This is a genomic window from Pseudomonas sp. GQ91 (assembly GCF_059758795.1).
The window spans coordinates 60,962-87,567 of record NZ_JCAXED010000020.1 but is presented as its reverse complement, the minus strand read 5'-3'; the positions used below and the strand labels follow the sequence as shown (position 1 = coordinate 87,567).

The following is a 26,606-nucleotide window of genomic DNA, read 5'->3' as shown; positions in this document are numbered from 1 at the left end:
GACCAGCCGCTGAGGAGTGTCTGATACACCGCATTTCTCTTTATTGGGGCTGCTGCGCAGCCCAACGGGACAAGCCCCCTCGCCACAGGGATGGGACACTCTTAACTGAACAGCATTACGCCATACTCACGGTTTGCGGCTCATGGCGCCTAACTGCGTATCAGCGCTTGAGTTTGCGCTTGTTACGGTATTGGTCGATGACTACCGCGACCACAATAATCAGGCCTTTGATGATGTCCTGGATATAAGCATCCACACCCACGAACGTAAATCCGCTGGCCATCACCCCGAGAATCAGCGCACCGATGACGGTGCCGGTAATCCGCCCTACTCCGCCTGCCAGGCTGGTACCGCCAATCACTGCCGCAGCAATCGCGTCCAGCTCATAAGACATGCCCATCCCGGCCTGGCCGGTCGCGGCACGGGCCGAGGCCACGACACCCGCGAGTCCCGCCAGCAAGCCGGCGATGCTATAGACGATGATCAGGTGGCGCTTGACGTTGATCCCCGAAGTGCGCGCCGCCTGCATGTTGCCGCCGATGGCATAGGTGTACTTGCCGTATTTGGTATAACGCAGGGCGATGTGAAAGATAACCGCCACCACCAGGAAGATAATCACCGGCATTGCGCCTTGGCCAATCGCCGTATAGGAATCCGACAGCATGCTCACCGGCTGGCCTTCGGTGTAGTAACGGGCCAGGCCACGGGCCGAAACCATCATGCCCAGGGTGGCAATGAACGGCGGGATACCGGTCATGGCGATGATGCTGCCGTTGACCGCGCCCGCCAGCAGCCCCACGCCCACTCCGACGATCACCGGTATCCACACCGGCAAGTCGGTCAGGGAGGGGAAGACCGCCCGCGAAAAGTCCGAGGTTTGCGCCAGGCTGGCGGCGATCATCGCCGACAACGCGAGCACCGAGCCCGAAGACAGGTCGATGCCGGTGGTGATGATGACCTGCGTCACGCCAATCGCCAGCAGGCCAATGATCGATACTTGCAAAATCATCAGCACCAGGCGCTGGGAGTTCATCAGGAAACTCTGGTCACGGACGATCCAGCCAAACAGTTCGAACACCAGGCCGATGCCGATCAGTACCAGGAAAATGCTCAACTCGGTGGGCAAACGCCGACGACTGTTGCTCGACACCGTATCGGGTTTCTTTTCCCCGGATTGCTTTTCCTCGGGTTTGCTTTCCAGTATCGCGTTCATAACCCCTCACCTTTTATTCCGTGACGCCAGGCGCATGCTGGCCGGCGCTTTTTGTTCGTCAGTGGACCGCCGTCATACCGGAAGCCAACTGCATGACTTTTTCCTGGGTGGCCTCGGCACGGTCCAGAGTGCCCATCAGCTCGCCCTCATGCATCACCATCACCCGGTCACTCATGCCCAACACTTCCGGCAGTTCCGAAGAAATCATGATCACCGCCATGCCTTCGCTGGCCAGAAAGGAGATCAATCGGTAAATCTCGGCCTTGGCGCCGACGTCGATGCCACGGGTGGGCTCATCGAGAATCAGCAGCCGCGGGTGGGTCATCAGCCAGCGCGCCAGCAAGGCCTTTTGCTGATTGCCGCCGGACAAGGTATCGATGCACTGTTCCAGGGACGGCGTTTTCACCCGCAACTTCTGGCACATGTCTTCGCACAGCGCCCGCAGGGCTTTTTGCTGGATGAAGCCGTGGCCCGAATAGTGCGGCAACACGGCCATTTCCATGTTTTCCAGGACCGACAGGCAGGGAAACAGCCCACTGAGCTTGCGGTCCTCGGTCAACAGCGCGAAACCCTTCTCGATCGCCATGTGCGGGTCTGTGATGCGCACCGCCTGGCCGTCAAGCAGGATCTCGCCACCAGAGCTTGGGGTAATGCCAAAAATGGTTTCGGCGACATTGGTGCGCCCCGAGCCCATGAGCCCGGCGATACCGAGGATTTCCCCGGCGTGCAGGTCAAACGAAACGCCCTGGAACACCCCGTCCAGACGCAAGTCGCGCACCGACAGCAGCACCTCGCCAATCGGCTTGTCGCGCACCGGAAACAACTGACTCAGCTCACGACCGACCATCATCGAGATCAGGCTGTCGCTGTCCATGCTGTCAGCCCGTTGCAGACCGACATAGGTGCCATCACGGAACACCGCGACTTCATCGGCGATACTGAACACCTCATTCATCTTATGGGTGATATAGATGATGCCTTTGCCCTGGGCCTTGAGGTCGGCAATGATCGAAAACAGGTGGGCCACTTCCTTGTCGGTGATCGCCGAAGTGGGCTCGTCCATGATCAAGATGTCGGAGTCATAGGACACCGCCTTGGCAATCTCGACCATCTGCCGCTCGGCGATGCTGAGATTGCCGACGTGCTCCTCGGGGTCCAGATTGATCCGCAATCGCGCCAGCAGCTCGGCGGTGCAACGGTGCATCTCCCGGTGACTGACCATCCCCAGGCCATTGAGCTGTTCGCGACCGATCCAGATGTTCTCGGCAATGCTCATGTGGGGCATCAGGTTGAGTTCCTGGTGGATCATCGCGATGCCCGACTGCAGCGCGGCCAGCGGGGTGTCAAACGTGACCGGTTTGCCTCGCAGGCGGATCTCACCGGCATCCGGCTGGTAAATGCCGGCAATGATCTTCATCAGGGTCGACTTGCCCGCGCCGTTCTCACCCATCAACGCCAGGACCGAGCCCGGACGGACCCGAAGTTGCACATCATCCAGTGCAACGACACCGGGGAAAACTTTGCTGATGTTGACGATTTCCAGCAGGTAAGGCTCTTCCAACGCCAGGGCCTGGGTACCGGAGGGCTGCGAAGCACTCGCTTGAGCAAGCATAGAAAGGTACTCCATCAGAGGAGCGACCAGGGCCGCCCCGCTGGTTTATTGTTGTTATGAAGGACTATTTGAAGTCTTTGACGTTGTCTGGAGTGATCAACTGGAACGGGACCAACACGGTCTTCTCGACCGCTTGCTTCTTGGCCATCTTCACCGCAGCGTCCACGGAGCCTTGCGCCTGGCCGCTGGCATCCTGGAACACCGAAACCGCAATCTCGCCCTTCTCCACCGCCCGCAAACCGTCTGGCGTGCCATCTACGCCGGCGATCAGCACGCTGCCTTTTTCAATACCGGCCTGCTTCAGGGCCATGGAGGCACCGATCGCCATTTCATCGTTGTTGGACACCACCGCATCGAATTTGCGGCCCTGGGTCACCCAGTCGTTGACCAGGTTCATCCCCTTGTCGCGAAGCCAAACGCCAGACTGTTCCTGCTCGATCTTGATGCCCGGGTAGTTGCCCAGCACTTCTTTGACACCCTTGGTGCGGTTGGTCGTGGCGTTGTTCGCCAAGTCGCCCAACAGCACGACAATGGTGCCTTTCCCGCCCATTTTTTCCGCCAGATACTGCATTTGCAGCCTGCCGGCTTCGGCGTCATCAGAGCTTACGGTGACGACCCCGTCAGGCAGGTTTTGCTGGTCGGGCCGGCGGTTGACGTAGACCAGCGGGATGCCCGCCTTGACCGCCGCCGCAGTGATTTTTCCGGTGGCCGCGGTATCCACCGGGTTAACCACAATGGCGTCGACTTTCTGACTGATAAAGTTTTCGACCTGGCTGAGTTGCTTGACCACGTCGGCGCGTGCGTCTTCGAACTGCAATTGCACGCCATCGTCCTTGGGGTAGGACTTGGCTTGCTTGTCCATGTCTTCACGCAGGTAGGTCAGCCAGGTGTCGTCGAACTGCGACATGCTCACGCCAATCTTGATATCGGCCATGGCGACACCGCTGGCGAGCATCATTGACAGGGCCAGCGAGGCAAAACGAATGGGGGTCTTCATGAACGGTCATTCTCCAATTTCTTGTTGGTTTTTTGGACGTTGCGTTGCTCAGCGTGACGAATGGGCCGCCGGCAGCCGGACAATCGGCGCGCCCGGAATGCAGCACACCAGGGCGCCCTGGTTTTCGACGCAAAGGACATTGAGCAAGGAGAAATACAGAGGCCGTGCGCGGTGCGGCCGGCGATACGAGAGGGCAGAACGTAAAACTCGCAGTACAACGTTGAAGATTTTCATCTGACGGTACCTGGTTGTTTTTGATCTTGTTTTTGTGAGGCCGCGGACGAGGCCCTGGCGGGCGAATCGGGGCGCGACTGTTGGCAACCTGGAAAAGACTTTATTGGAAAATATTTTCTATATCAACCTGTTTTGGAATTTTATTCTATTTTTTGTTTATAGAACTCGATGGCCGCCATTTCCACCACTTGCTGACGTCGGGAACTGAGCCGTGCGGCGTCCAGCACACGGGTCGTCGCCAGGGCGTCACGCGCCTCCACGGGCAGCGGCCCCTGCCCTTGCACAGCACTTTGCAACTGCTGGTAGAACTGATTCCAGCAGCCTTTTTCCGAAGGAACCCGCTCCCGTTCCACACCCTGTTCAAACCAGCCCCAGCGCCGGTGCTCTTCCGCGCCCCAGTGCTCACCCTCGGTTTTTGGCGTCAGGCCGGCGATCAGCGCATCTTCCTGGCCGTCCAGACCGTCAATGGTGTAGCCGCCCTCACTGCCATTGACCCGGAAACGCGGTCCCGGGCTGTTTTGCAGCGCGCTGCCCCACAGGTGCGAGATCACGCCGTTGGCGTGGGTCAACGAGGCGAAGAAACCGTGGTCGAGGCCTGGATGCTCGGCGCTGAAATGCAATTGGGCGAAAACCTTGTCCACCGGCCCGAACAACTGCAAGGCCTGGTCCACCAAATGGCTGCCAAGATCGCGCAGGAACCCGCCCCCGCTGGCATTGCCCAGCGTTTGCGGGCTGTAGCGCTCGACCCGCGATTCAAAACGGCTGATGCTGCCCAACGCGCCGCTGTCGATGAGTTTGCGCAGGGTGAGAAAATCCGAGTCCCAGCGCCGGTTCTGATAGACGCTGAGCAACACCTTCTGGCGCTCGGCCGCGGCAATCAATTCAAAAGCCTCGGCGGCATCACTGGCGAACGGCTTGTCGCTGACCACCGCCACACCCCGTTCAATGGCTTCCAGCACCAGCGCCGAGCGGCCTTCCAACGGCGTGGAAATCACCAGGGCATCCACACCGGCCTCGACGAGTTGGCCAATGCTATCAAAGGCCTTGACCCCCGGGCGTTCAGCCGCCAACAGTTGCCGGCGCTCCGGCGAACGGGTGACCACGCCAACGAAGGTCGCTCCCGGCAAGCTGGCAATCAGCGGCGCATGAAAAAAACGACCGCCATGGCCGTATCCAACCAGTCCGATTCGCATAGGTTTATTGATTCCTTATCGATTTCATAAGATCTCCCGAAGCGTCTGGTTTTTATATCGATACCCGCAGGCTGATGGTCAGCGGTAAAAAGCCGGGCGATCCGGCAGGCCGACCTTGACGATCTGTCCACTGTTCTGCGCTTCGATACAGGCATCCGCCGCCACGGCGGCAGCAAATCCGTCCCAAGCCGAAGGACCGCTCACCTGACCGGCACGCACCCCGTCGATGAACGCCTGCAACTCGACGTCATAAGCGGCGATAAAGCGCTCCTTCCAGTCCATCAGAATCGCGTTGGACAGCTTGGCGCCGCTGCGCATCTGCACCTGGGACGGCTCCGGCAACCTGGCAATGCCGGTCTCCCCCACCACTTCGCATTGGATGTCGTAGCCGTACTGGCAATTCACAAACACTTCCACATCAATCCGCGTGCCCTTGGCGGTTTCCAGCAGCACGATCTGCGGGTCGCGCAGATGCGCCAATGCCTTGCTGGATTTACGCGGGAATACCACCTGCACCGAGACATAGTCATCGGCCAGCAACCAGCGCAACACATCCAGTTCGTGGATCAGCGTATCGGTGATTGCCATGTCGGTCGTGTAGTTCTCGCCCACGCTCGGGTTACGGTGTGCACAGTGCAACATCAGCGGTTCGCCGATCTGGCCACTGTCGATCACCGCTTTCAAGGCCCGATAGCCTTCGTCATAGGGACGCATGAAGCCCACCTGCACCAGGCGCTTGCCGTGGGCCACTTCAGCCTCGACGATCTTGCGACAGCCGTCGGCGGTCACCGCCAGCGGTTTCTCACAGAACACCGGTTTGCCGGCAGCGATGGCGGCCAGCACAAACGCTTCGTGGCTCGGCCCCCAGGACGTGACCAGCAGCGCCTCGACGTGCGCCGAATTGATCAGTGCATGGCCATCCGGGTAGACCTCGGCACCGATCTGCAAATCAGCCACCACCTTGGCGGCCTGCTCAAGGTTGATGTCGGTGACCGCCACGACCTGGCTGTTGAGCAGGGTCTGGCTGCAGCGACGGATATGGTCCCGGCCGATCGCGCCCGTGCCGATTACGCCTAACTTCAAAGACATGTAAAAACCCCTCTTGTGATTAGTACTGCCGGGCCTTGACCAGACGTTCATTGAGTTGTTTTGCCACTGCACGGGTGCGTTCGCTGGTGGAGACCTGTGCCACCCCCACCCGCCACCAGGACAGGTATTTATGAATCATGGTTTTTGGCAGGACCTTGATATCAATCAGCGTCGATACCGCTTGCTCACGGGCGTCCGTCAGCGCGGCCCGTAGCTGTTCAACCGTGTTGACCGTGTAAGTCTTGCAGCCATAGGCCGCCGCACTCATGGCGAAATCCACCGGCACGAAAGCGCCGTCGAGCTTGCCGCTTTCAGGGTTGCGGAAGCGGAACTCGGTGCCGAAGCTGTCCATGCCGTGTTCCATCTGCAGGTTGTTGATGCAGCCGAAGGTCATGTTGTCCAACAGCACCACGTTGATCTTGCGCCGCTCCTGAATCGAGGTGACCAACTCCGAATGCAACATCATGTAGGACCCATCCCCGACCAAGGCGTAGACCTCGCGCGTCGGCTCGGCCAGCTTCACGCCCAGGGCGGCATTCACCTCGTACCCCATGCAGGAGTAACCGTACTCGACGTGATAGGTGTTGACGCCCTTGCTGCGCCAACTGCGCTGCAAATCACCGGGCAAGCTGCCGGCGGCGGCCACAATAATCGCATCGTCGGCCAGGGTTTCATTGAGCACGCCCAGCACGCGGCTCTGGGTCAGGCAGGAGCCGGTGATTTCGATAAATTCACGCAGGACGGCCGGGTCCATGTGGTCGTTGATTTCCGGAACGAAGTGATCACTCTGGTATTCGACCTGGTAAATGCGCTCGACCTCGGCGTCCAGCCGAGCCTTGGCATCCCGTGGCTGATCGCCCCACTGCGAGCGGTAATCACCGAGCATTTCGGACAACGCCTCCAGGCCGACCTTGGCATCCGCCAGCACCTGCACGGCATCGAGTTTCAGCACATCGCACGGGCTGATATTGAGGTTGAGAAAGCGCACCTCGGGGTGCTTGAACAATGACTTCGATGAGGTGGTGAAGTCGGTGTAGCGAGTACCGATGCCAATGATCAGGTCCGCCTCCGGGGCCAACAGATTCGCCGCCAGGCAGCCGGTTTCACCGATACCGCCAAGGTTCAGCGGATGGCTGGAAACCACCGCGCTCTTGCCGGCCTGGGTTTCGGCGAACGGAATATCAAAACGCTCGGCAAAAGCTTGCAGCGCCACATTGGCACCGGAGTACTTGACGCCGCCGCCGCAGATAATCAGCGGTTTACGCTTGCCCTTGAACGCCGCTACCGCGTCACTGAGCATGGCTTCGGTGGCCCGGCGCCGGTCGATACGGTGCACGCGCTTTTGCAGGAAATAGTCGGGATAGTCCCAGGCCTCACCCTGTACATCCTGCGGCAAGGCCAGGGTCACGGCGCCGGTGTCGGCGGGATCGGTGAGCACGCGCATGGCGTGGATCGCCGCGCTCATCAACTGCTCGGGGCGGTTGATACGGTCCCAATACTTGCTCACGGCGCGAAACGCGTCGTTGGTGCTGATACTCAGGTCATGGAATTGCTCGATCTGTTGCAACACCGGATCGGGCTGGCGGCTGGCGTAGACGTCGCCCGGCAACAGCAACAACGGAATACGATTGGCGGTCGCCGTAGCGGCCGCAGTGAGCATATTCGCCGCTCCCGGACCGACCGACGCGGTGCAGGCGTAGATCTTGCGCCGCAGGTGTTGCTTGGCAAAACCAATCGCAGCGTGCGCCATGCCCTGCTCGTTGCGGCCCTGATGCACCACCAGATCACCGGCATCCTGCTCCAGGGCCTGGCCCACGCCCAGTACATTGCCATGCCCAAAGATCGTGAAGATCCCGGCGACGAACTTGCTCTGCACGCCGTCGACTTCGATGTACTGGTTATCGAGAAACTTCACCAGGGCCTGGGCCATGGTCAATCGTGTTGTGCTCATGTTTTGCCCCTTATTTTTTCTGCAGGTGGGCCATGCTCGCGCTCAGCGTCTGCTGGATATCCGCCCCCATGGCACGCCGGTCGGCGCGATCATTCAGTGGGCATAGGCTTATTCATTATCGTGCCCCCTCTCGAACGTTTTACTTGGCTGTTGGCATGCTGAATTCAGGACCCTTGGCGATGCTGTCGGGCCAGCGCTGCATCACGCTCTTGTAGCGGCTGTAGAAACGAATGCCTTCTTCGCCATAGGCGTGGTGGTCGCCAAACAGCGAGCGCTTCCAGCCGCCGAACGAATGCCAGGCCATCGGCACCGGAATAGGCACGTTGATGCCGACCATGCCGACCTTGATGGTGCGGGCAAAGGCCCGTGCGATACCGCCGTCACTGGTGAAGCACGACACGCCGTTGCCGAACTCATGGGCGTTGATCAGGGCCACCGCGCTGGCGAAGTCAGCCACTCGCACGATGCCCAGCACCGGACCGAATATCTCCTGCCGGTAGATACTCATGTCGGGGGTGACGTTATCGAACAACGTAGCGCCGACGAAGAACCCCGCCTCGGCGCCCGGCACCGTGAAGCCGCGCCCGTCGACAATCAGTTTCGCGCCCTGGGCCACGCCTTCGTCGATAAACCCTTCGACCTTGGCCTTGTGTTCCGCCGTTACCAGCGGGCCCATCTCGCTGTCCTTGTGCATACCGTTGCCGACCTTGAGCTGGTCGATGCGCGGCAGCAATTTGTCGATCAGCCTGTCGCCGACATCGCCGACCACCAGCGCAATCGAGATCGCCATGCAACGCTCGCCGGCCGAGCCGTAGGCCGCGCCGATCAGCGCGTCGGCGGCCTGGTCGAGGTCGGCGTCGGGCATCACGATCATATGATTCTTCGCCCCGCCCAGCGCTTGCACACGCTTGCCGCGCTGGGTCGCCTGCTGATGGATGTACTCGGCAATCGGCGTCGACCCGACGAAGGAAATCGCCTCCACGTCCGGGTGCTGCAACAGCCCATCCACGGCACTTTTATCGCCCTGGACCACATTGAACACGCCGTCGGGCAATCCGGCCTGGGTCAGCAGGCGGGCCATCAACAAACTGGCGGACGGATCACGTTCGGACGGTTTGAGGATGAAGCAGTTGCCGGTGACCAATGCCAGCGGGATCATCCACAACGGCACCATTACCGGGAAGTTGAACGGCGTGATCCCTGCGCACACCCCCAAGGGCTGGCGCAGGTTCCAGTTGTCGATGCCGCCGCCGATGTTGTCGCTGAAATCGGTTTTCAGCAGGTTGGGCGCGCCACAGGCGTATTCGACGATTTCGATGCCACGGGTGACTTCGCCCCTGGCGTCGGAGAACACCTTGCCGTGTTCGCGGCTGATGATTTCGGCCAACTCGTCATGGTGCTGATCGAGCAGTTCCTTGAACTTGAACAACACCCGCGAGCGGCGCAGGGACGATTGCTCGGACCACGCGGGGAAAGCCTGCAGGGCCGAGGCCACGGCCTCGTCGACGGTCTGCTGGCTGGCCAGGCCGACCCGCGCCTGCACCGCGCCGGTGGCCGGGTTGAATACAGTGCTGAAGCGTTCGCTGGCGCGGTCCTGTACCTGGCCGTTGATGTAATGGCCGATTACCTGGGCGTTGCTCATTGTTTTTGTTCTCCGTCGAATTCGTTATAGGTCCAGCAGCCAGCTGTGCCGAGGGTCGTTATAGAAGTGCCAGGCGCGCTTGGGACCGGCCATCACGTTCAGGTAATACGACTCGTAGCCGTAGGGCACGCTGACCGGGTGGTAACCCTTGGGCACCACCACCAGGTCGCTGTTTTCCACGGCCATGGCCTGATCGATACTGCGATCGTCGGTGTAGACCCGCTGGAACACAAAGCCCTGGGGCGGATTGATCTGGTGGTAATAGGTTTCTTCGAGAAAGCTCTGGTGTGGCAGATCGTCGGTGTCGTGCTTGTGGGGCGGGTAGCTCGACGAATGGCCTGACGGCGTGCGCACTTCCACCACCAACAGCGAATGCGCCGGCTCGCTGTCCGGCAGGATGTCGCACACATAACGGGTATTGGCGCCTTTGCCGCGCACGCTGCGCTTGCACTGTTCGGGACGAATCAGCCGCGGCGCAAAACCCGCTTCGACAGCACCCGGCGCAGCACAGACGGCGAGTTGCACATCGCTCAGGGCGGTGACCTGGGCGTGACTGCCCGGTGGCAGATAGGCCGCAAAGGGTGATTTATCTTCAAACACCGACTGACGATCACCGAGGTTCTGCCAGTTGAAGCCCTCGCCTTCGATGTTGACTCGACCACTGAGCAGCACCAGGCACAATTCTTTGTCCGCGGCGCTGACCGGCAGGGTTTCCCCCAGGCGCAGGCGGTAGGCGGCAAAACCCACGTAGGCAAGGCGCCCCTCTTGCAACGCAACCATGGTATGCCCATGCGGGCTGCTTTTGACCAGGAGGCTCATTGGGCCGTGCTCCTTTTTGCCAGCGCGTCGTTCAACAGCGAACGCAGGGTGTCGTAGCCTTTTTTCGCATAGATGTAACTGGGCGCCACGGCCGGGTCCTGCTCGGCTTCAACCACCAGCCAGCCCTGATAATCGGCCCCCAGCAGCACATCCAGCAGCTCGGCGAAGTCGATATCGCCATCACCCGGCACGGTGAACGTGCCGTTGACGATGCAGTCGGGAAAGCTCCACAACTGGTTGCGGGCCAATTGCACCACCGCCTTGCGCACGTCCTTGAAATGCACGTGACAGATACGCTGCAAGTGTTTGCGCAGCACCTCGACGGGCTCGCCACCGCCCATGTAGCAGTGGCCCGAGTCAAACAGCAGGCCGACTTCCGGCCCGGTGAGGCTCATCAGTGTGTCGATGTCCTGCGGCGACTCGACGTAAGCGCCCATATGGTGGTGGTAGGCCAGGCGCACACCTTGGGACAGAGTAAAACGCGCCAACTCGGTGAGTTTGTCGGCGTAGGCTTGCCACGCCTGCTCAGTATGAAAACGCGGACGTTCGATCAGGCGAATGGGTGAACCCTGGATCGAGTCGGCGACTTCGCCGTAGACCAGCACCGTCGCGGCGTTTTCCTTGAGCAGTTGCACATGGCTGGCGATGGCGTCGATCTCTTCGGCCACCGAGCGCCGGGCCAAGCGGCTGGAGTACCAGCCGGACACCAGCGCCAGGTCGTAAGGACGCAACACGTCGCCGACGCCCTTGGCATCCTTGGGAAACTTGCCGTTGAGCTCAAAGCCTTCATAGCCGATTTCCTTGCCTTCGCTCAGCGCGGTGCCCAAGGGCGTTTCACCGCCCAGGGCCGGCAAGTCGTCGTTGCTCCAGGAAATCGGGTTGATGCCAATACGGATTGCGGGCATGGCTGCACCTTTTATTGTTTCTACAGATTAACTAGAGATCACTTGGATCTGCTTTATGTGGGAGCCGGGCTTGCTCGCGATACAGACGACTCGGTCTGTCAGTGACCTCGCGTTGATGCCATCGCAGGCAAGCCAGCTCCCACATTTGATTGCATTCCAGACACAGGCCAGCATTTAGCTTCGGGAACTGCGCCAGGCATTGATCAGTTGCTCAAAGGTGCCTTGCACTTGCTGGATCAACATCTCGTCGTCAATTTCACCCGCCATCCACGCCCGGCTCGGCTCCTGGAATATCGTGCGGCCGACGGCAAACCCGCGACAGACCTGGCTCTGACTGGCTTGCTGAAAGCCCTGCGCCAGACATTCCGCCGAAGCATTCAGCCCCAGCAACACCACGCCACGGCAGTAGGGATCACGCGCTTGAATCAGCTCATCGAGCTTTTCCCAGGCCTCGGCGGACTGCGCCTCGATCTTCCACCACGCCGGGTAGATGCCCAGGTTGTACAGGCGCTTGAGACTGCGATAGAGCACATCGGGGTAGGTCGAGGGATGATCCTTGGGCGGGATGATTTCCAGCAGCAGTTCATGACCGCTGACCAGCGACGCCTCATACAGGCCCTTGATTTGCGCTTCCTGCTCGAGGCGCAACAGCGGTTCGTCATCGGGGTGAAATTGCACCAGGCACTTGATGATCTGCTCTTGGGGCCAGCCGATCAGGTTGCTGCCAATCGAACGACCCTGCTCAAACGCCAGCGGTCGCGAGCCTTGCACCTCCACCGGGCGAGCGACCCACCAGCCGCGACCGGTGGCGGCGTTGAGCGCATCCTGGCCGAAGCGCTGATCGGCCAGCAGGCCCACATCCGCCTCGATGCCCGCCTCGTGCAATTTGCGTTCGACGCGCTCTACCGCCTGGATAAACAGTTGTTTGATAGCGCCGATGCGCGCCGGGTCCTGACCGCCCTTTTGTGCCAGTTCGAGCAACTGCCAGCGATGGTCAAAGGCGAAGACGAACAGTTGCTTCCAGTTTTTGCGCGGCACGCTGACCTGATGCAGGCGTTGCAGCACAACGTCCTGATCCGGCCGCGTGATCGGCACCGGGCTGTTGAACAGATAATCCAGCTCCGCCAGCGTCGGCATGGCCGGCGCACAGCCGTGGCGGGAGACCACCAGGCCGCCGCAGGCATTGGCCAATTGGCTGCAACGCTGGTCACTGGCGTCGTTCAACCAGCCGCTGAGGAAACCTGACATGAACGCATCACCGGCGCCCAGCACATTGAGCACTTCGACACGCACCCCGGGATAGATCGCACCGTCGTCCAGGCGCGCTGGAATCGCGCCGTGGATCACCGTGCACCCCTGCGGCCCCAGCTTGACCACCAGCGTCGCTGCCGACAGGCGCCGTACGGTGCGCAGCGCCGTGAGCAGGTCTTCACTGCCCCCGGCAATCAGGAATTCTTCTTCGGTACCGACGATCAGGTCAAAGCGCGCCAGGATCCCTTGCACATGCTGACTGACGTTCTGATCGGCAACAAACCGGGTTTCGCCGTCCGCCTTGCCGGCCAAGCCCCAGAGGACCGGGCGATAGTCGATGTCCAGCACACGTTTGACGTCGTGCTTTTCGGCGTATTCCAGCGCCTGGAGGCTGGCCTGATACACGCCCTCGGTGGAGAAATGCGTGCCGGTGACCAGCAGGGCTTTGCTGGAGGCGATGAAGCGTTCGCTGATGTCTTCGGGCCGTAGCGCCATGTCGGCACAGTTCTCGCGGTAGAACACCAACGGAAAGGTTTCACGGTCCTTGAGCCCCAGCAGAACCATCGCGGTCAGGCGCTGCGGATCGACCTTGATGCCGCTGACATCACAGCCTTCGCGGGCCAGGGACTCGACGAGAAAACGCCCCATGTGGTCATCGCCGACCCGCGTCAGCATCGCTGACTTGAGACCCAGGCGAGCCGTTCCAAACGCAATATTCGCCGAAGAACCGCCCAGGTATTTGGCGAAGCTTGAGACATCTTCCAATCGTGCGCCCACCTGCTGGGCATAGAGATCGACGCCCAGGCGCCCGAGGCAAATCAGATCCAATTGACGCCCACTGGCAAAACGAGTCTGGCCCATGCTGGCTCCTGTTATTTTTATCAGCCTGCGTCGGCCGTCGTGAAGGCGGCGACGCTCTTGGTGGATGCAGACTAAAACGTCCGACGACACCAATCAATATTTATTCCATAAATATTTACGATGGAATAATTTTTCCATTAAACTTTCATAGCAGTGTTTCTGCACCGGTGCACCGTTTCAGCAGCGCCACAGGCCGCGATACCGAGGTTCTTTTTTGCGCCTACGCTGTAGACTTGCGCCGTACGCCATGAGTGCTCCAATAGTGTGTGCATGCCCAGGCTCGACAGCTGCTACGCGATACCTCTTATGCCCGTAACGTCAGAAGGATTTTTCATGCCCCGTACCGATCAGCAGGCCAGCCCTGAGAAGGCCCCGGAAAATGATCCCGCCAGTCCCCCGATCAACGCCGAGCGCCTGCTACAGCTGATCACCGACGAGTATGAAAGCCTGCCACGCCAGCTCAAGCGTATCGCCAGCTACATGAGCCAGCAGAGCGACCGGATCATGGTCGATCGCATCAGTGATATCGCCCGGGAATGCGAAGTGCATCCCTCGGCCATCGTGCGTTTCTCCCAGCGTTTTGGCTTCAGTGGCTTCAGCGAGATGCAGTCGCTGTTTCGCGAGGCGTATACCCACAAGACCACGCCGGTCCAGAACTACCAGCAGCGCATCCGCAGCATGATCGCCAACAAGTCACAGAAAGCCAGCGGCGGCGACCTGGCCCGTGAATGCGTGCATGCGACGTTGTCGGGCATCGAGCGCCTGGGGCATGAGCTGGATGACGCGGCCTTCGAGAAAGCCGTGGATCTTGTGGTCAACGCCGACAATATCTACGTGGTCGGCGTGCGTCGCTCTTTCGCCGTGGCTGATTACCTGGTCTACAACCTGCAACACACCAATAAACGCATCCACCTGGTGTCCGGCCTGGGCGGCAGCTACCGCGAACAGATGCGCAGCGTGCGCGCCAATGATCTGGTGATCGCGATCAGCTTTACCCCCTACGGCAAGGAAACCCAGCATTGCCTGCGCATTGCCCAGCATCACCAGGCGAAAACCCTGATCATCACCGACAGCAACCTGTCGCCGCTGGCCAAGCGGGCGAATGCGGTGTTGCTGGTGAATGAGGGTTCGTCGTTTGCGTTCCGCTCGTTGAGTGCAACGCTGTGCCTGTGCCAGGCGTTATTTATCGCGGTGGCGTATCGGTTGGAGCTGAAGGTGGATGAGATTCATGAGCAGGTCGGGTTTGAGGACTGAGATCGACCGCGCACAAAAAAGGCCGCCCTGCCAGTGCAGAGCGGCCTTGGTCAAGCCTGACGGATCACATGAAGATCGCGATCAGGATAATGATCGGGATCGGGATACCGAGGAACCACAGCAGTAATGAGCGCATAACGTTCTCCTTGAATTAACGAACAGGTGGCAGCGAAGGATCGGTGTCCAGGTACACCACGGTGTCCCGGCGGCGACCGCCGAAGGTCGCGGCGAAGCTGGCAAAAAACGCACCGCACAGCAGCGCGACGAACATCCACAACGAGGTCCAGGCGGCCACGGTGCTGGCCGTGTCGGCCGCTTGCTTGGCCTTCAACTTGGCCTCTTCCACGGTTTTGCGAGCCTGCGCATAAACCTCGTCGACCCGACGCTCGGCATCGGCCTGGGTAAGGTTGGTGCGCTGGCTGATCAACTGCGCCAGATAGGCACGGTCTTGCGGCAGCAGCTCACCGTCATTCTCCAGCGTGCGGGTAAAAATCCGCGCCGCGACGGCATGCACCGCATCGTCGCTGGTGGCGGCCGGACGGTCATCGCGGAACAGGCTGTCGACGTAATAACCGAAGTTTTCGCCATTGCCGCTGGCGGCCTGGCTCAACCCGCTGGCGGCACCCGATGCGACGCTGGCGCCGGCTTGCACGCCGCCACTGACGATGCTGCTCACCGAGCCCACCACCAGCGTGGCCGTCATCAAGGTAGCCACCGCCCACGCGAGGAAGCCATGCGCGGTGTCGCGGAAATACACTTCATCGCCATGCAGATTGGCCCACCTGACCCGCAACCGTCCGGCGATGTAACCGCCCAACCCGGCTGCAACGATCTGCGTGAACGCCAACCAGACGATCGTCGAAATGCCCAGGCCCTTGGCACTGACGCCGCTGTCGGCCCACGGCGAAACGGCCGAAAAACCCAGGCCAAAACCCAACAGCACGAGGATCAGCGAGAGCGCCGCGGCCGCCGCCGCCCCGGCAAAAATCGCTCCCCAGGAAACCCCGGAAAGCGTGCTTGACGCTTGCAGCGTGGATGAGGACGTCATCATTGTTGTTATGCTCCTTGGATAGAAAATAGTGTCACAGGTCTCAAAAGGGACAGTGCAGGCAACGTGCCACCCGAAACCGAATAAAAACTCTATCCATTTCAAATAGTTAAGTAATTTGAACTTTCCACAAGCGTGCAACTTGCAAGACTCGCCCGTAGGCAGCAGGTTTTCTGCACGCTCCCGTCGCCATCGCCGTTGTCGAGCTACCAGCGAGGCTGCGTCTGCAAACATGAAGTTTTTTTTAGCAAGACGCCGGGCGTTTCTTGGCAAAATGCTTGTACTTCAGTGTGAATGGCTCACCAGGTATTACTTATGACGCGCATTTTGACTATCGAAGACGACGCCGTAACGGCCCGCGAGATCGTCGCTGAGTTGAGTAGCCATGGACTCGACGTGGACTGGGTCGACAACGGCCGCGAAGGCCTGGCGCGAGCCGTAAGTGGGGATTACGACCTGATCACCCTCGATCGCATGCTCCCGGAACTGGATGGCCTGGCCATCGTCACCACCTTGCGCACCATCGGGGTATCGACGCCGATCCTGATGATCAGCGCCCTGTCCGATGTCGATGAACGCGTGCGCGGCCTGCGCGCCGGGGGCGATGACTATCTGACCAAGCCCTTCGCCTCTGACGAAATGGCAGCCCGGGTCGAGGTGCTGCTACGGCGTAACAGTACGCTCAAGGCGTCAGATACGGCGCTGCGGGTGGCCGACCTGGAACTGAACCTGATCAGTCGCGAAGCCAGTCGCGCCGACCAGCCCCTGAGCTTGCTGCCCACCGAATACAAACTGCTGGAATTCCTGATGCGCAATACCGGGCAAATTCTCTCGCGGATGATGATTTTCGAGGAAGTCTGGGGCTATCACTTCGACCCCGGCACCAACCTGATCGACGTCCATATCGGCCGTCTGCGCAAGAAAATCGACCCGCCGGGCCTGACACCACTGATCCGTACGGTACGAGGTTCGGGTTATGTCATTGCTGAACCCGTCTAAAGGCTGGCGCTCTTCCAGCAGCCGTTTGCTTGCGCTGTACAGCACGTTGTTCGTGGCCTGGAGCTGCATCCTCATGGGGGTGCTGTACTACGAAGTGTCGGGCTATCTGAGTAACCTCTCCCGCCACTCGCTTCTGCAGCGCCAACACTTGTTCCAGCGCTTCGAAGGCGAGCAACTGGTGGAAGCCCTGACCACCAGCATGACCTTCGACATGAAGGGCGTCGACGCCTACGGCCTGTTCGACGAGCAGTTTCGCCCCTTGAGCGGGCCGATCCTGCAAGTGCCACCGCTGCTGCCCCTGGACGGGCGCATCCACGCCCTGGAGCACTGCATCGAGTCCAGCGACCCGACGCTGCCCCAGGACAGTTGCGACGCCGTGGCCACCCGCACCGCGGACGGCCGCTGGCTGATTCTGGTACGCGAGAACGGTTCGCTGTTCGGCGTCACCCGGATCATTCTGCACGCGCTGCTGTGGGCGTTGTCGTTGACCATTATCCCCGGCGTCGCTGGCTGGCATCTGCTGCGCAGGCGTCCGCTGCAACGGATTCGCGGGATCCAGGCCAGCGCCGAAGCGATTGTCGCCGGCGACCTGACGCGTCGCCTGCCGCTGTCCAACCGGCGTGACGAACTGGACATGCTGGCGGCCATCGTCAACGCCATGCTCGATCGCATCGAAAAACTGATGCACGAGGTCAAGGGCGTGTGCGACAACATCGCCCATGACCTGCGCACGCCGTTGACCCGGTTGCGGGCGCAGTTGTACCGGATCAAACAGCAGGCCGACGCAGGCTCGCCCCCTGCCTTGCAACTGGATGAGGTAATCAGCGAAACCGACACCCTGATGGCGCGGTTTCGCGGGTTGCTGCGCATTTCCGAGCTGGAGGACCATCAACGCCGCTCCGGTTTCCTGAGCCTGGATCCGCTGCCTTTGCTTCGCGAACTCCACGACTTCTACCTGCCCCTGGCGGAGGAAGGCCAGATGCAATTGCTGTTGCAAGTGCCCGAATCGCTGCCGTGGATCACCGGCGACCGCGCGCTGCTGTTCGAGGCGTTGGCCAACCTGTTGAGCAACTCGATCAAGTTCACTCCGCCAGGCGGTGAAGTGATTCTGCGGGCGGTCAACGATGGAGGCAGCACACGGATCGAAGTCCTCGACTCCGGCCCCGGCATTCCCGCGGCCGAACAAGCGGCGGTATTCCAGCGCTTTTATCGGGTCGATGAAAGTGACCAGCACGGCGGGTTCGGTCTGGGCCTGTCGATTGTCGCGGCGATCGTCAACTTGCATGGATTCAAACTGGAGGTGGGCACCAGCGAGCGCGGTGGCGCGCGACTGATGCTGGAATGTCGACAGCAGTTGATGCCGCAAGCCTGAACGTCAGGCGCGCCGCTAAAAGGCTTGAGCCTCGCGCCCCAAGTCTTCGGTGGCCTGCCGGTACTGGCGCGGGGTGAATCCGGTCAGCGCCTTGAACTGGCGGGTAAACGCACTGTGATCGGTGTAGCCACACTGGAGTGCGACATCGGTGATCGGCATATCGGTATGCAACAAGCGGTGGGCATGTTCCAGGCGCACTTTCTGGATCATCTGGCGGGGGGTCAGGTGGAACACGCGCTTGCAGTAGCGCTCCAGTTGCGCCACTGAAATACCGGCGATCCGCGTCAGTTCGCCCAAGCTCACACGCCGGTTGAAATGCGCGCGAATGTGCTCATCCACCGCCGCCAGCCGTTGATAGGCAGGATGCGTTTCGCTGGCCGATTGCAGGTCGACGGAAATGCCCGCCAACCCGATGATTGCGCCGTCACGGTTATACAACGGCCATTTGTGGGTCAGGCACCAACCGGGCTCGCGACTGCCGTACAGGTGCAACTCCAGTTGATCCTCCAGCACCAACCCTTGCTCCAGCACCCGCCGATCCTGCTCGGTATAACCGGGACCGAGCTGCGCGGGGAACACCTCGGCGCTGGTCTTTCCCAGTAGCGGCTGCAAGTGTTTCAAGCCACAGCGTTGCACCAGCGTGCGGTTGGCCATGACGTAACGCGCCTGGACATCCTTGATAAACATCGTCGCATTCGGAATCACGTCCAGCATCGGCAGCAGCAATGTCACGCCCGCCAGTAACTGCTCGATGGTCTGCGGACGGTTCAAGTCGCTGCCTTGGCAAAGGCTCGCGAACGCATTCTGCATCATGACACTGACGTCCTCACTTTTCGGGTAGGCCAGGCGCCCGCCGAGCAACGCCTGGCCAGCAGATTGCCGGATCATCGCGAGCGTGTCGAGGACTCCTCCCTAGCGGTCGATTGTGCTGATTTCGTCATTGTTACCCGCGCAAAACATCAATCGCGACGCGGCCGATGGGTTCACTGTAACGCCACTGCATGCCTATCCAAAAACCCACAAGAAGGCGCCGCCATGTCAGCCCAAGGCAAGTTCAAGAAACAGCTGTCTCTGATCGACCTCACCTTTATCGGACTGGGAGCCATCTTTGGTTCTGGCTGGTTGTTCGCCGCCAGTCACGTGTCGGCCATCGCCGGTCCGGCGGGGATTTTTTCCTGGATACTCGGCGGTTTTGCCGTGCTGTTACTCGGTATTGTCTATTGCGAGTTGGGCGCAGCATTGCCTCGCGCCGGCGGTGTGGTGCGCTACCCGGTGTATTCCCACGGTCCGCTGCTGGGTTATCTGATGGGCTTTATCACGCTGATCGCCTTCTCAAGCCTGGTGGCGATTGAAGTGGTCGCCGCCCGCCAATATGCCGCCGCGTGGTTTCCCGAGCTGACCAAGGCCGGTTCCAGCGACCCGACGCCTCTCGGATGGTTGCTGCAGTTCGGTCTGCTCTGCCTGTTCTTCGTCCTCAATTACCGCAGCGTGAAGACCTTCGCCATCGCCAACAATCTGGTGAGCGTGTTCAAGTTCATCGTGCCGTTGCTGGTGATCGGGGTGCTGTTCACCTTCTTCAAGCCGGAGAATTTCCATGCCCAGGGTTTCGCGCCGTTTGGCCTCTCGGGCATTGAAATGGCGGTCTCCGCTGGCGGGGTGATTTTCGCTTACCTGGGTCTGACGCCGATCATCTCGGTGGCCAGCGAGGTGAAGAACCCGCAACGCACCATCCCCATTGCGATGATCCTCTCGGTACTGCTGTCCACCGCCATCTATGTATTGCTGCAAGTGGCTTTCCTCGGCGGCGTGCCGACGGAAATGCTCGCCAACGGCTGGGCCGGTATCAGCAAGGAACTGGCGTTGCCATACCGCGATATTGCCCTGGCCCTGGGCGTGGGTTGGCTGGCCTATCTGGTGGTCGCCGACGCGGTCATCTCCCCCAGCGGCTGCGGCAACATCTACATGAACGCGACGCCACGGGTGATCTATGGCTGGGCGCAGACCGGGACCTTCTTCAAGCTCTTCACGCGGATCGATAAAAAGTCCGGCATCCCGCGCCCGGCGCTGTGGCTGACCTTTGGCTTGTCGGTGTTCTGGACCCTGCCATTCCCATCCTGGGAAGCGCTGATCAACGTGGTGTCCGCCGCACTGGTGCTGAGCTACGCCGTCGCCCCGGTATGTGTTGCCGCGCTGCGTCGCAACGCGCCGGACATGCCACGCCCGTTCCGGGTCAAGGGCATGAGTGTACTGGGTCCACTGTCGTTCATCATCGCCGCGCTGATCGTCTATTGGTCCGGCTGGAACACCGTGTCCTGGCTGCTGGGGCTGCAGATCGTGATGTTTGTGGTGTACCTGCTGTGTGGCCGCCTGGTGCCGACCTGGCACCTGAGCCTGGCCCGGCAAGTGCGCTCCAGCGCCTGGCTGATCGGTTTCTACGCGGTGACCATCGTGCTCTCGAAACTCGGCAGTTTCGGCGGTCTGGGCGTGCTCAGTCATCCCTTCGACACCTTGGTCGTCGCGGCCTGCGCGCTGGGGATTTACTACTGGGGCGCGGCCACCGGTGTACCGGCGCACCTGATTCAACTCGAACACGAAGACGATGAAAGCGAAGCCGTGCTGCCCACCGCAGCGACGCCTATCGCCGGCACTCAACTTTCGTCTTGAAGACCCGCCAAGCACTCAAGGGACAGGTTTATGAAACGACTACACGTGATTGACTCGCACACCGGCGGCGAACCCACGCGGCTGGTCATGCAGGGTTTTCCCGAGCTTGCCGGCAGCACCTTGCCTGAACAGCTCGACAGCTTGCGCAGCCAGCATGACCAATGGCGTCGCGCCTGCCTGCTGGAGCCTCGTGGCAACGATGTGCTGGTGGGTGCGCTGTACTGCGCGCCGGTTTCCGAGGGCGCCACCTGTGGTGTGATTTTCTTCAACAATACCGGTTACCTCGGTATGTGTGGCCACGGCACCATCGGCCTCGTCGCGTCATTGCACTACCTGGGGCGCATCGCTCCAGGCGTGCACCAGATCGACACCCCGGTCGGTACGGTCAGCGCCACCTTGCATGAGGACGGCGCCGTCACCCTGCGCAACGTGCCCGCCTATCGCTATCGCCGGCAAGTGCCGGTGGAGGTGCCCGGATACGGACGGATCCACGGCGATATCGCGTGGGGCGGCAACTGGTTCTTCCTGGTCTCCGAGCATGGCCAGACGTTGCACATGGACTACGTCGACAGCCTCACCGACTTCACCTGGGCGATGCTCAAGGCCCTCGAGGACCAAGGTATTCACGGTGAAGACGGCACCCTGATTGACCATATCGAACTGTTTGCCGACGACGACCAGGCGGACAGCCGCAACTTCGTCATGTGTCCCGGCAAAGCTTACGATCGCTCGCCCTGCGGCACCGGCACCAGCGCCAAACTGGCGTGCCTGGCCGCCGATGGAAAGCTGGCGCCCGGTGAGCCCTGGGTGCAAGCGAGCATCACCGCCAGCCAATTCGAAGGCCGTTTTGAATGGGAAGGCGAACGCATCCGTCCCTACATCACCGGCCGCGCCTACATGACCGCCGACAGCACGCTGCTGATCGACGCGCAGGATCCCTTCGCCTGGGGCATTTGAAATGCCTCGGCTTGGCTTCAACAGACCTTTCCCAAGGAGATAGAACAATGAGCGATAACATCTTCACCGGTTGCATTCCCGCCCTGATGACGCCCTGCACCGCCGAGCGCAAACCGGATTTCGACGCCCTGGTCGCCAAGGGCCGTGAACTGATCGATATCGGCATGAGCGCCGTGGTCTACTGCGGTTCCATGGGCGACTGGCCGTTGCTGACCGAAGCCGAACGCCAGGAAGGCGTGGCGCGCCTGGTGGCTGCCGGCGTGCCAACCATCGTCGGCACCGGCGCGGTCAACAGCCGTGAAGCGGTGGCCCATGCCGCCCATGCGGCGAAGGTCGGCGCCCAGGGTTTGATGGTGATTCCGCGCGTGCTGTCGCGCGGAGCTTCGGCGACCGCGCAAAAGGCCCATTTCGCCGCCATTCTCGGCGCCGCGCCGAACCTGCCGGCGGTGATTTACAACAGTCCTTATTACGGCTTTGCGACCCGCGCCGATTTGTTCTTCGAGCTGCGTCGCGAATACCCCAACCTGATCGGCTTCAAGGAATTCGGCGGCGGCGCCGACTTGCGCTACGCGGCCGAACACATCACGTCCCAGGACGATGCCGTGACCCTGATGGTGGGGGTCGATACCCAAGTGGTGCATGGTTTCGTCAACTGCAGCGCCACCGGCGCCATCACCGGCATCGGCAACGCCTTGCCACGGGAAGTCCTGCAACTGGTCGCATTGAGCAAGAAGGCCGCCAAGGGTGACGCCAAGGCCCGCCGGCTGGCCCGCGAACTGGAAGCCGCGCTGGCGGTGTTGTCGTCCTTCGATGAAGGCTGCGACCTGGTGCTGTATTACAAGCACCTGATGGTGCTCAATGGCGACCTGGCCTACAGCCTGCACTTCAACGCGAGCGATGCGCTCAGCGATGCCCAACGACGTTATGCCGAGAACCAGTACAGCCTGTTCCGTCAGTGGTATGCCAACTGGTCGGCCGAGCAGAACGCCAACTGATAGCCGGTGCGCCGCTGTGAGGCAACTCGACCTCCCAGCGGTCAGAGGCTTTTCCAGGACCTTCATTATCAGGATCGAACCATGACACTGACAGGCAACATGCTGATCGGTCAGCACGCCATTCCAGGCAGCCGCGAGGCGATCCGCGGCATCAATCCCGCAACCCATGCCGCGCTGGAGCCGGCCTACCACGGCGGCTCCATCGAGCAGGTCGAGCAAGCCTGCGCGTTGGCGTGGTCAGCCTTCGATCGCTATTGCGAAACACCGTTGGCGGCGCGTGCCGAATTCCTTGAAGCGATCGCCAACGAAATCGAAGCCCTGGGCGATGAATTGATCGAACGTGCGGTCGCCGAAACCGGCCTGGCACCACCTCGCATTCAGGGTGAACGGGGTCGCACCTGCCAGCAACTGCGTACTTTTGCGCGCACCGTGCGCAGCGGTGAATGGCTGGACGTGCGGGTCGACACCCCACAACCGCAACGCCAACCGCTGCCCCGTGCGGATCTGCGCCAGCGCCAGGTGCCCCTGGGGCCGGTGGCCGTGTTCGGCGCCAGCAACTTTCCGCTGGCCTTCTCGGTGGCCGGCGGCGACACCGCGTCGGCGCTCGCCGCCGGTTGCCCGGTGATCGTCAAGGCCCATAGCGCCCATCCCGGCACCAGCGAGCTGGTAGGCCGCGCGGTGGCTCGGGCCGTCAAACACTGCGGGTTGCCCGACGGGGTGTTTTCGCTGCTGTTCGGCTCCGGACGCGAAGTGGGGGTGGCCTTGGTCAACGATTCGCGTATCAAGGCGGTGGGCTTCACCGGTTCGCGAAGTGGCGGTATCGCGCTGTGCACGGCGGCGCAGGCGCGTCCCGAGCCAATCCCGGTGTACGCGGAGATGAGTTCAATCAACCCGGTCTACCTGTTCCCAGCCGCGCTCAAGTCCCGCGGCGAAACGCTGGCGCAAGGTTTTGTCACCTCCCTGACCCAAGGTGCCGGCCAGTTCTGCACCAATCCCGGCCTGGTGATTGCCGTTCAGGGGCCGGACCTGGCGCGCTTTATCAGCACCGCCAGCGACCTGCTGCGACGCACTCCCGCCCAGACCATGCTCGCCCCCGGCATCTTCAACGCCTATGAAACGGGTGTCGGCACCTTGGCCGACCATGCCCAAGTCGTGGCCAGCGGATTGGCAGCCGAAGGCCCGAACCAATGCCAGGCGCACCTGTTCGTCACTGGCGCGCAGGATTTCCTGGCCAACCACCGCCTGCAAACCGAAGTCTTCGGCGCCGCATCGCTGATTGTGCAATGCACCAGCGCAGAGGAAATGCACAAGGTGACAGAACACCTCGAAGGCCAGTTGACCGCCACCCTGCACCTCGATGACCCCGACCTTGAGCACGCACGCGCACTGCTGCCTGCCCTGGAGCGCAAGGCCGGACGCCTGCTGGTGAATGGCTGGCCGACCGGCGTTGAAGTGTGCGACGCCATGGTCCATGGCGGCCCATTCCCGGCCACCTCGGACTCGCGTTCGACCTCGGTGGGCACCGCCGCCATCCTGCGGTTCCTGCGCCCGGTGTGCTACCAGGATTTTCCGGACAGCTTGTTGCCAACCGCGCTCCAGCAGGCCAACCCGCTGTCGTTGCGGCGTTTGCTCGACGGTCAGAGAGAAGCCTAGGCCATGTCCAATTCCCCTCCGGTAAACAGCCTGACGGATCAGGCCGACGTAGCGGTGGTCGGCGCCGGCATCATCGGCGTCGCCTGTGCCTTGCAACTGGCTCGCCATGGCCGCCGCGTGGTCGTCATCGACCCGCAGGCACCCGGCATGGGCGCCTCGTTCGGGAATGCCGGGCACCTGGCGACCGAGCAAGTGTTTCCGATCGCCGATATGTCGATCCTCACACGCTTGCCCGGCATGCTCATGGACCCGATGGGCCCGTTACGCCTGGACTGGAAATACCTGCCTCGCGCCCTGCCCTGGTTCATGCGCCTGCTGCTGAACCTGCGCCCGGCGCCGTACCAGCGCACGGTAGCCGGTATTCGCGCGCTCAATGAAAGCAGCCTGGGTGCCTGGCAGCGTTTGCTTGGGTCGATAGGCCGGACCGATCTGTTGAAGCAAGACGGCTCGCTGCTGGTGTTCGAACATGCGGACTCACGCGCAGCCATTGAAGCGCTGCAGGCACGCATGCGCCAGCAACAGGTGCCGGTCGAGTCCTGGTCCGCCGCTGCCGTACAGGCGGCGGCGCCACAATTGAGTGAGCGGATTCTGGGCGGCTTGTTCTTTGCAGAAACCGGGCATTTTCTCGACCCGTATCGGGTCGTTTGCGCATTGGTCGAGGCTGCCAGGAACCACGGTGTGCAGTTCCTCCAACAGCGGGTCGAGAATGGCCGAATTGAGGCGCAGGGTGTGTCATTGCTCACGGATAAGGGCCCGTTGTCAGCGCGTCAGGTATTGATCGCTTGCGGCGCGCACTCGGCCAGGCTGACCCTCGCGCTGACCGGCAGAAAAGTGCCGTTGGACACCGAGCGTGGCTATCACCTGATGCTGCCGCAGGAACAGCAGCGGCTACCGTTCGCTGTCACCTCGCTGGAACGCAAATTCATCATGACGCCGATGGTCGATGGCCTGAGGCTGGCGGGTACTGTCGAGTTCGCCGGCCTGGATCGGCCGCCGAACATGGCGCGTGCGTGGCAATTGCACCGTTTGAGCCGGGGTCTGTTTCGGCGTGACTTGAACGCCGAGGGCGCCACGCCATGGATGGGATTTCGCCCGTCCTTGCCGGACTCCCTGCCCGTCATCGATCAAGTCTGCGACGGCAAGGTGCTGCTGGCTTTCGGCCACCAACATTTGGGCCTGACTCAAGCGGCCGTCACCGCGGAACTCATTGCACACCTGACCTCACCGATGGACGGGCCCGCGTCATCGGGTTTGCCGACACTGACGCCTTATCGATTGACCCGGTTCTGAGGGGGACGCGCTTGGCCCTCAGCTAAAAATAGTTTGTTACAACTACCCGCCTTGCTGTGCAAGAACTTTGAGCTGTAGACCGGTTCTTAAACACAAGACGTGTCTCAACCCATGAGCGTCTGATCATTACCTGCTGAGGTTCACATAATGCGAATGACACTGCCTGCCCTGGCCCTGGGCATACTGGTTACACAGGGCGCCATGGCTGCTGGAGACGGCACCGCCGCTATCGGAGGCGGTTTGGGTGGCGCTCTGGGTAACGTTGTCGGTCAACAGATCGGTGGATCCACAGGTGCTGCCGTCGGCGCGGGCGTTGGCGGCGCGGCGGGGAGCGCCATCGGTGCACCGCGCGGCAACAGGACCGAAGCCGCCATTGGTGGCGGCCTCGGGTCGGCGGGTGGCTCAGTGATCGGCAATCGCCTCGGCGGCTCCACCGGCTCCACTATTGGCGCCGGCCTGGGAGGCGCGGCGGGTGGCGCCATCGGCAATAACCTCGCCGACGACGATGGCAAGCATCGCTCCGGTGGCAAGAAGTACAAGAACAAACACAAACACAAGAACAAACACCGCTGATGCCCTGACGAGCGTCAAGCAGAGCCCGGCCAAC

At 61.3% G+C, this 26,606-nt stretch carries 22 protein-coding genes; 9 read left to right on the top strand and 13 right to left on the bottom strand.

Features of this window, described 5'->3' with window-relative positions; translation table 11 throughout:
• Nucleotides 1-160 precede the first annotated feature (160 nt).
• The 11 genes from AC6CIA_RS24465 to AC6CIA_RS24415 form a co-directional block, all read right to left on the bottom strand.
• A complete protein-coding gene (locus tag AC6CIA_RS24465; protein WP_498315684.1) occupies nt 161-1,213 on the bottom strand; it encodes an ABC transporter permease in 1,053 nt (350 codons plus the stop codon).
• A 58-nt stretch (nt 1,214-1,271) separates the two neighbouring features.
• Nucleotides 1,272-2,825, bottom strand: a complete 1,554-nt coding sequence (locus AC6CIA_RS24460) for a sugar ABC transporter ATP-binding protein (RefSeq protein WP_498315683.1) — start codon at nt 2,823-2,825, stop codon at nt 1,272-1,274.
• Nucleotides 2,826-2,889: 64 nt separating this feature from the next.
• Nucleotides 2,890-3,822 (bottom strand): sugar ABC transporter substrate-binding protein, encoded by a 933-nt coding sequence (locus tag AC6CIA_RS24455; RefSeq protein WP_498315682.1) that lies wholly within the window; start codon nt 3,820-3,822, stop codon nt 2,890-2,892.
• Nucleotides 3,823-3,870: 48 nt separating this feature from the next.
• Nucleotides 3,871-4,056, bottom strand: a complete 186-nt coding sequence (locus AC6CIA_RS24450) for a hypothetical protein (protein ID WP_498315681.1) — start codon at nt 4,054-4,056, stop codon at nt 3,871-3,873.
• Nucleotides 4,057-4,196: 140 nt separating this feature from the next.
• Nucleotides 4,197-5,249 carry a Gfo/Idh/MocA family protein gene (locus AC6CIA_RS24445; protein ID WP_498315680.1) on the bottom strand — a complete coding sequence of 351 codons (1,053 nt, stop codon included), beginning with the start codon at nt 5,247-5,249 and terminating at the stop codon, nt 4,197-4,199.
• Nucleotides 5,250-5,327: 78 nt separating this feature from the next.
• On the bottom strand, nt 5,328-6,338 hold the full coding sequence (gene iolG, locus AC6CIA_RS24440; protein ID WP_498315679.1) for a bifunctional inositol 2-dehydrogenase/D-chiro-inositol 1-dehydrogenase: 1,011 nt from the start codon (nt 6,336-6,338) through the stop codon (nt 5,328-5,330).
• 19 nt (nt 6,339-6,357) lie between these two features.
• Nucleotides 6,358-8,289 carry a 3D-(3,5/4)-trihydroxycyclohexane-1,2-dione acylhydrolase (decyclizing) gene (iolD, locus tag AC6CIA_RS24435; protein WP_498315678.1) on the bottom strand — a complete coding sequence of 644 codons (1,932 nt, stop codon included), beginning with the start codon at nt 8,287-8,289 and terminating at the stop codon, nt 6,358-6,360.
• Nucleotides 8,290-8,428: 139 nt separating this feature from the next.
• Entirely contained in the window at nt 8,429-9,931 is a 1,503-nt protein-coding gene (locus tag AC6CIA_RS24430) for a CoA-acylating methylmalonate-semialdehyde dehydrogenase (RefSeq protein WP_498315677.1), read from the bottom strand.
• A 24-nt stretch (nt 9,932-9,955) separates the two neighbouring features.
• Nucleotides 9,956-10,750 carry a 5-deoxy-glucuronate isomerase gene (gene iolB / locus AC6CIA_RS24425; protein WP_498315676.1) on the bottom strand — a complete coding sequence of 265 codons (795 nt, stop codon included), beginning with the start codon at nt 10,748-10,750 and terminating at the stop codon, nt 9,956-9,958.
• Nucleotides 10,747-11,655, bottom strand: coding sequence for a myo-inosose-2 dehydratase (gene iolE / locus AC6CIA_RS24420; RefSeq protein WP_498315675.1), 909 nt, complete (start codon nt 11,653-11,655; stop codon nt 10,747-10,749). The genes iolB and iolE overlap by 4 nt, the downstream gene beginning before the upstream one ends.
• Before the next feature lie 174 nt (nt 11,656-11,829).
• Nucleotides 11,830-13,767 carry a bifunctional 5-dehydro-2-deoxygluconokinase/5-dehydro-2-deoxyphosphogluconate aldolase gene (locus AC6CIA_RS24415; RefSeq protein ID WP_498315674.1) on the bottom strand — a complete coding sequence of 646 codons (1,938 nt, stop codon included), beginning with the start codon at nt 13,765-13,767 and terminating at the stop codon, nt 11,830-11,832.
• Between the two features lie 333 nt (nt 13,768-14,100).
• Between AC6CIA_RS24415 and AC6CIA_RS24410 the strand changes: the two genes are divergently transcribed.
• On the top strand, nt 14,101-15,021 hold the full coding sequence (locus AC6CIA_RS24410) for a MurR/RpiR family transcriptional regulator (protein WP_498315673.1): 921 nt from the start codon (nt 14,101-14,103) through the stop codon (nt 15,019-15,021).
• Nucleotides 15,022-15,172: 151 nt separating this feature from the next.
• On the opposite strand, the gene AC6CIA_RS24405 is transcribed toward AC6CIA_RS24410, so the two are convergent.
• Nucleotides 15,173-16,072, bottom strand: coding sequence for a hypothetical protein (locus AC6CIA_RS24405; RefSeq protein ID WP_498315672.1), 900 nt, complete (start codon nt 16,070-16,072; stop codon nt 15,173-15,175).
• Nucleotides 16,073-16,384: 312 nt separating this feature from the next.
• On the opposite strand from AC6CIA_RS24405, the gene AC6CIA_RS24400 reads away from it, so the two are divergent.
• Complete coding sequence (locus AC6CIA_RS24400) at nt 16,385-17,068, top strand: response regulator transcription factor (RefSeq protein WP_498315671.1); 684 nt, start codon at nt 16,385-16,387, stop codon at nt 17,066-17,068.
• Complete coding sequence (locus AC6CIA_RS24395; RefSeq protein ID WP_498315670.1) at nt 17,046-18,440, top strand: sensor histidine kinase; 1,395 nt, start codon at nt 17,046-17,048, stop codon at nt 18,438-18,440. Before AC6CIA_RS24400 ends, AC6CIA_RS24395 begins: the two co-directional genes overlap by 23 nt.
• Nucleotides 18,441-18,455: 15 nt before the next feature.
• Here the strand turns inward: AC6CIA_RS24395 and AC6CIA_RS24390 are convergent, their stop codons facing one another.
• Entirely contained in the window at nt 18,456-19,253 is a 798-nt protein-coding gene (locus tag AC6CIA_RS24390) for a PAS domain-containing protein (RefSeq protein ID WP_498315685.1), read from the bottom strand.
• A 222-nt stretch (nt 19,254-19,475) separates the two neighbouring features.
• Here AC6CIA_RS24390 and AC6CIA_RS24385 point away from each other — a divergent pair, with 222 nt between their 5' ends.
• From AC6CIA_RS24385 to AC6CIA_RS24360, 6 genes are all read left to right on the top strand, one after another.
• Nucleotides 19,476-21,104 carry an APC family permease gene (locus AC6CIA_RS24385; RefSeq protein WP_498315669.1) on the top strand — a complete coding sequence of 543 codons (1,629 nt, stop codon included), beginning with the start codon at nt 19,476-19,478 and terminating at the stop codon, nt 21,102-21,104.
• A 30-nt stretch (nt 21,105-21,134) separates the two neighbouring features.
• Nucleotides 21,135-22,061, top strand: a complete 927-nt coding sequence (locus AC6CIA_RS24380; protein ID WP_498315668.1) for a 4-hydroxyproline epimerase — start codon at nt 21,135-21,137, stop codon at nt 22,059-22,061.
• A 47-nt stretch (nt 22,062-22,108) separates the two neighbouring features.
• Entirely contained in the window at nt 22,109-23,056 is a 948-nt protein-coding gene (locus AC6CIA_RS24375) for a dihydrodipicolinate synthase family protein (RefSeq protein ID WP_498315667.1), read from the top strand.
• Between the two features lie 81 nt (nt 23,057-23,137).
• Nucleotides 23,138-24,709 carry an aldehyde dehydrogenase (NADP(+)) gene (locus AC6CIA_RS24370; RefSeq protein ID WP_498315666.1) on the top strand — a complete coding sequence of 524 codons (1,572 nt, stop codon included), beginning with the start codon at nt 23,138-23,140 and terminating at the stop codon, nt 24,707-24,709.
• A 3-nt stretch (nt 24,710-24,712) separates the two neighbouring features.
• The gene (locus AC6CIA_RS24365) at nt 24,713-25,999 is read left to right on the top strand and encodes an NAD(P)/FAD-dependent oxidoreductase (protein ID WP_498315665.1); all 1,287 of its coding nucleotides are present in this window, start codon (nt 24,713-24,715) and stop codon (nt 25,997-25,999) included.
• 147 nt (nt 26,000-26,146) lie between these two features.
• A complete protein-coding gene (locus AC6CIA_RS24360; RefSeq protein ID WP_498315664.1) occupies nt 26,147-26,572 on the top strand; it encodes a glycine zipper domain-containing protein in 426 nt (141 codons plus the stop codon).
• The last annotated feature ends 34 nt before the right edge of the window (nt 26,573-26,606 follow it).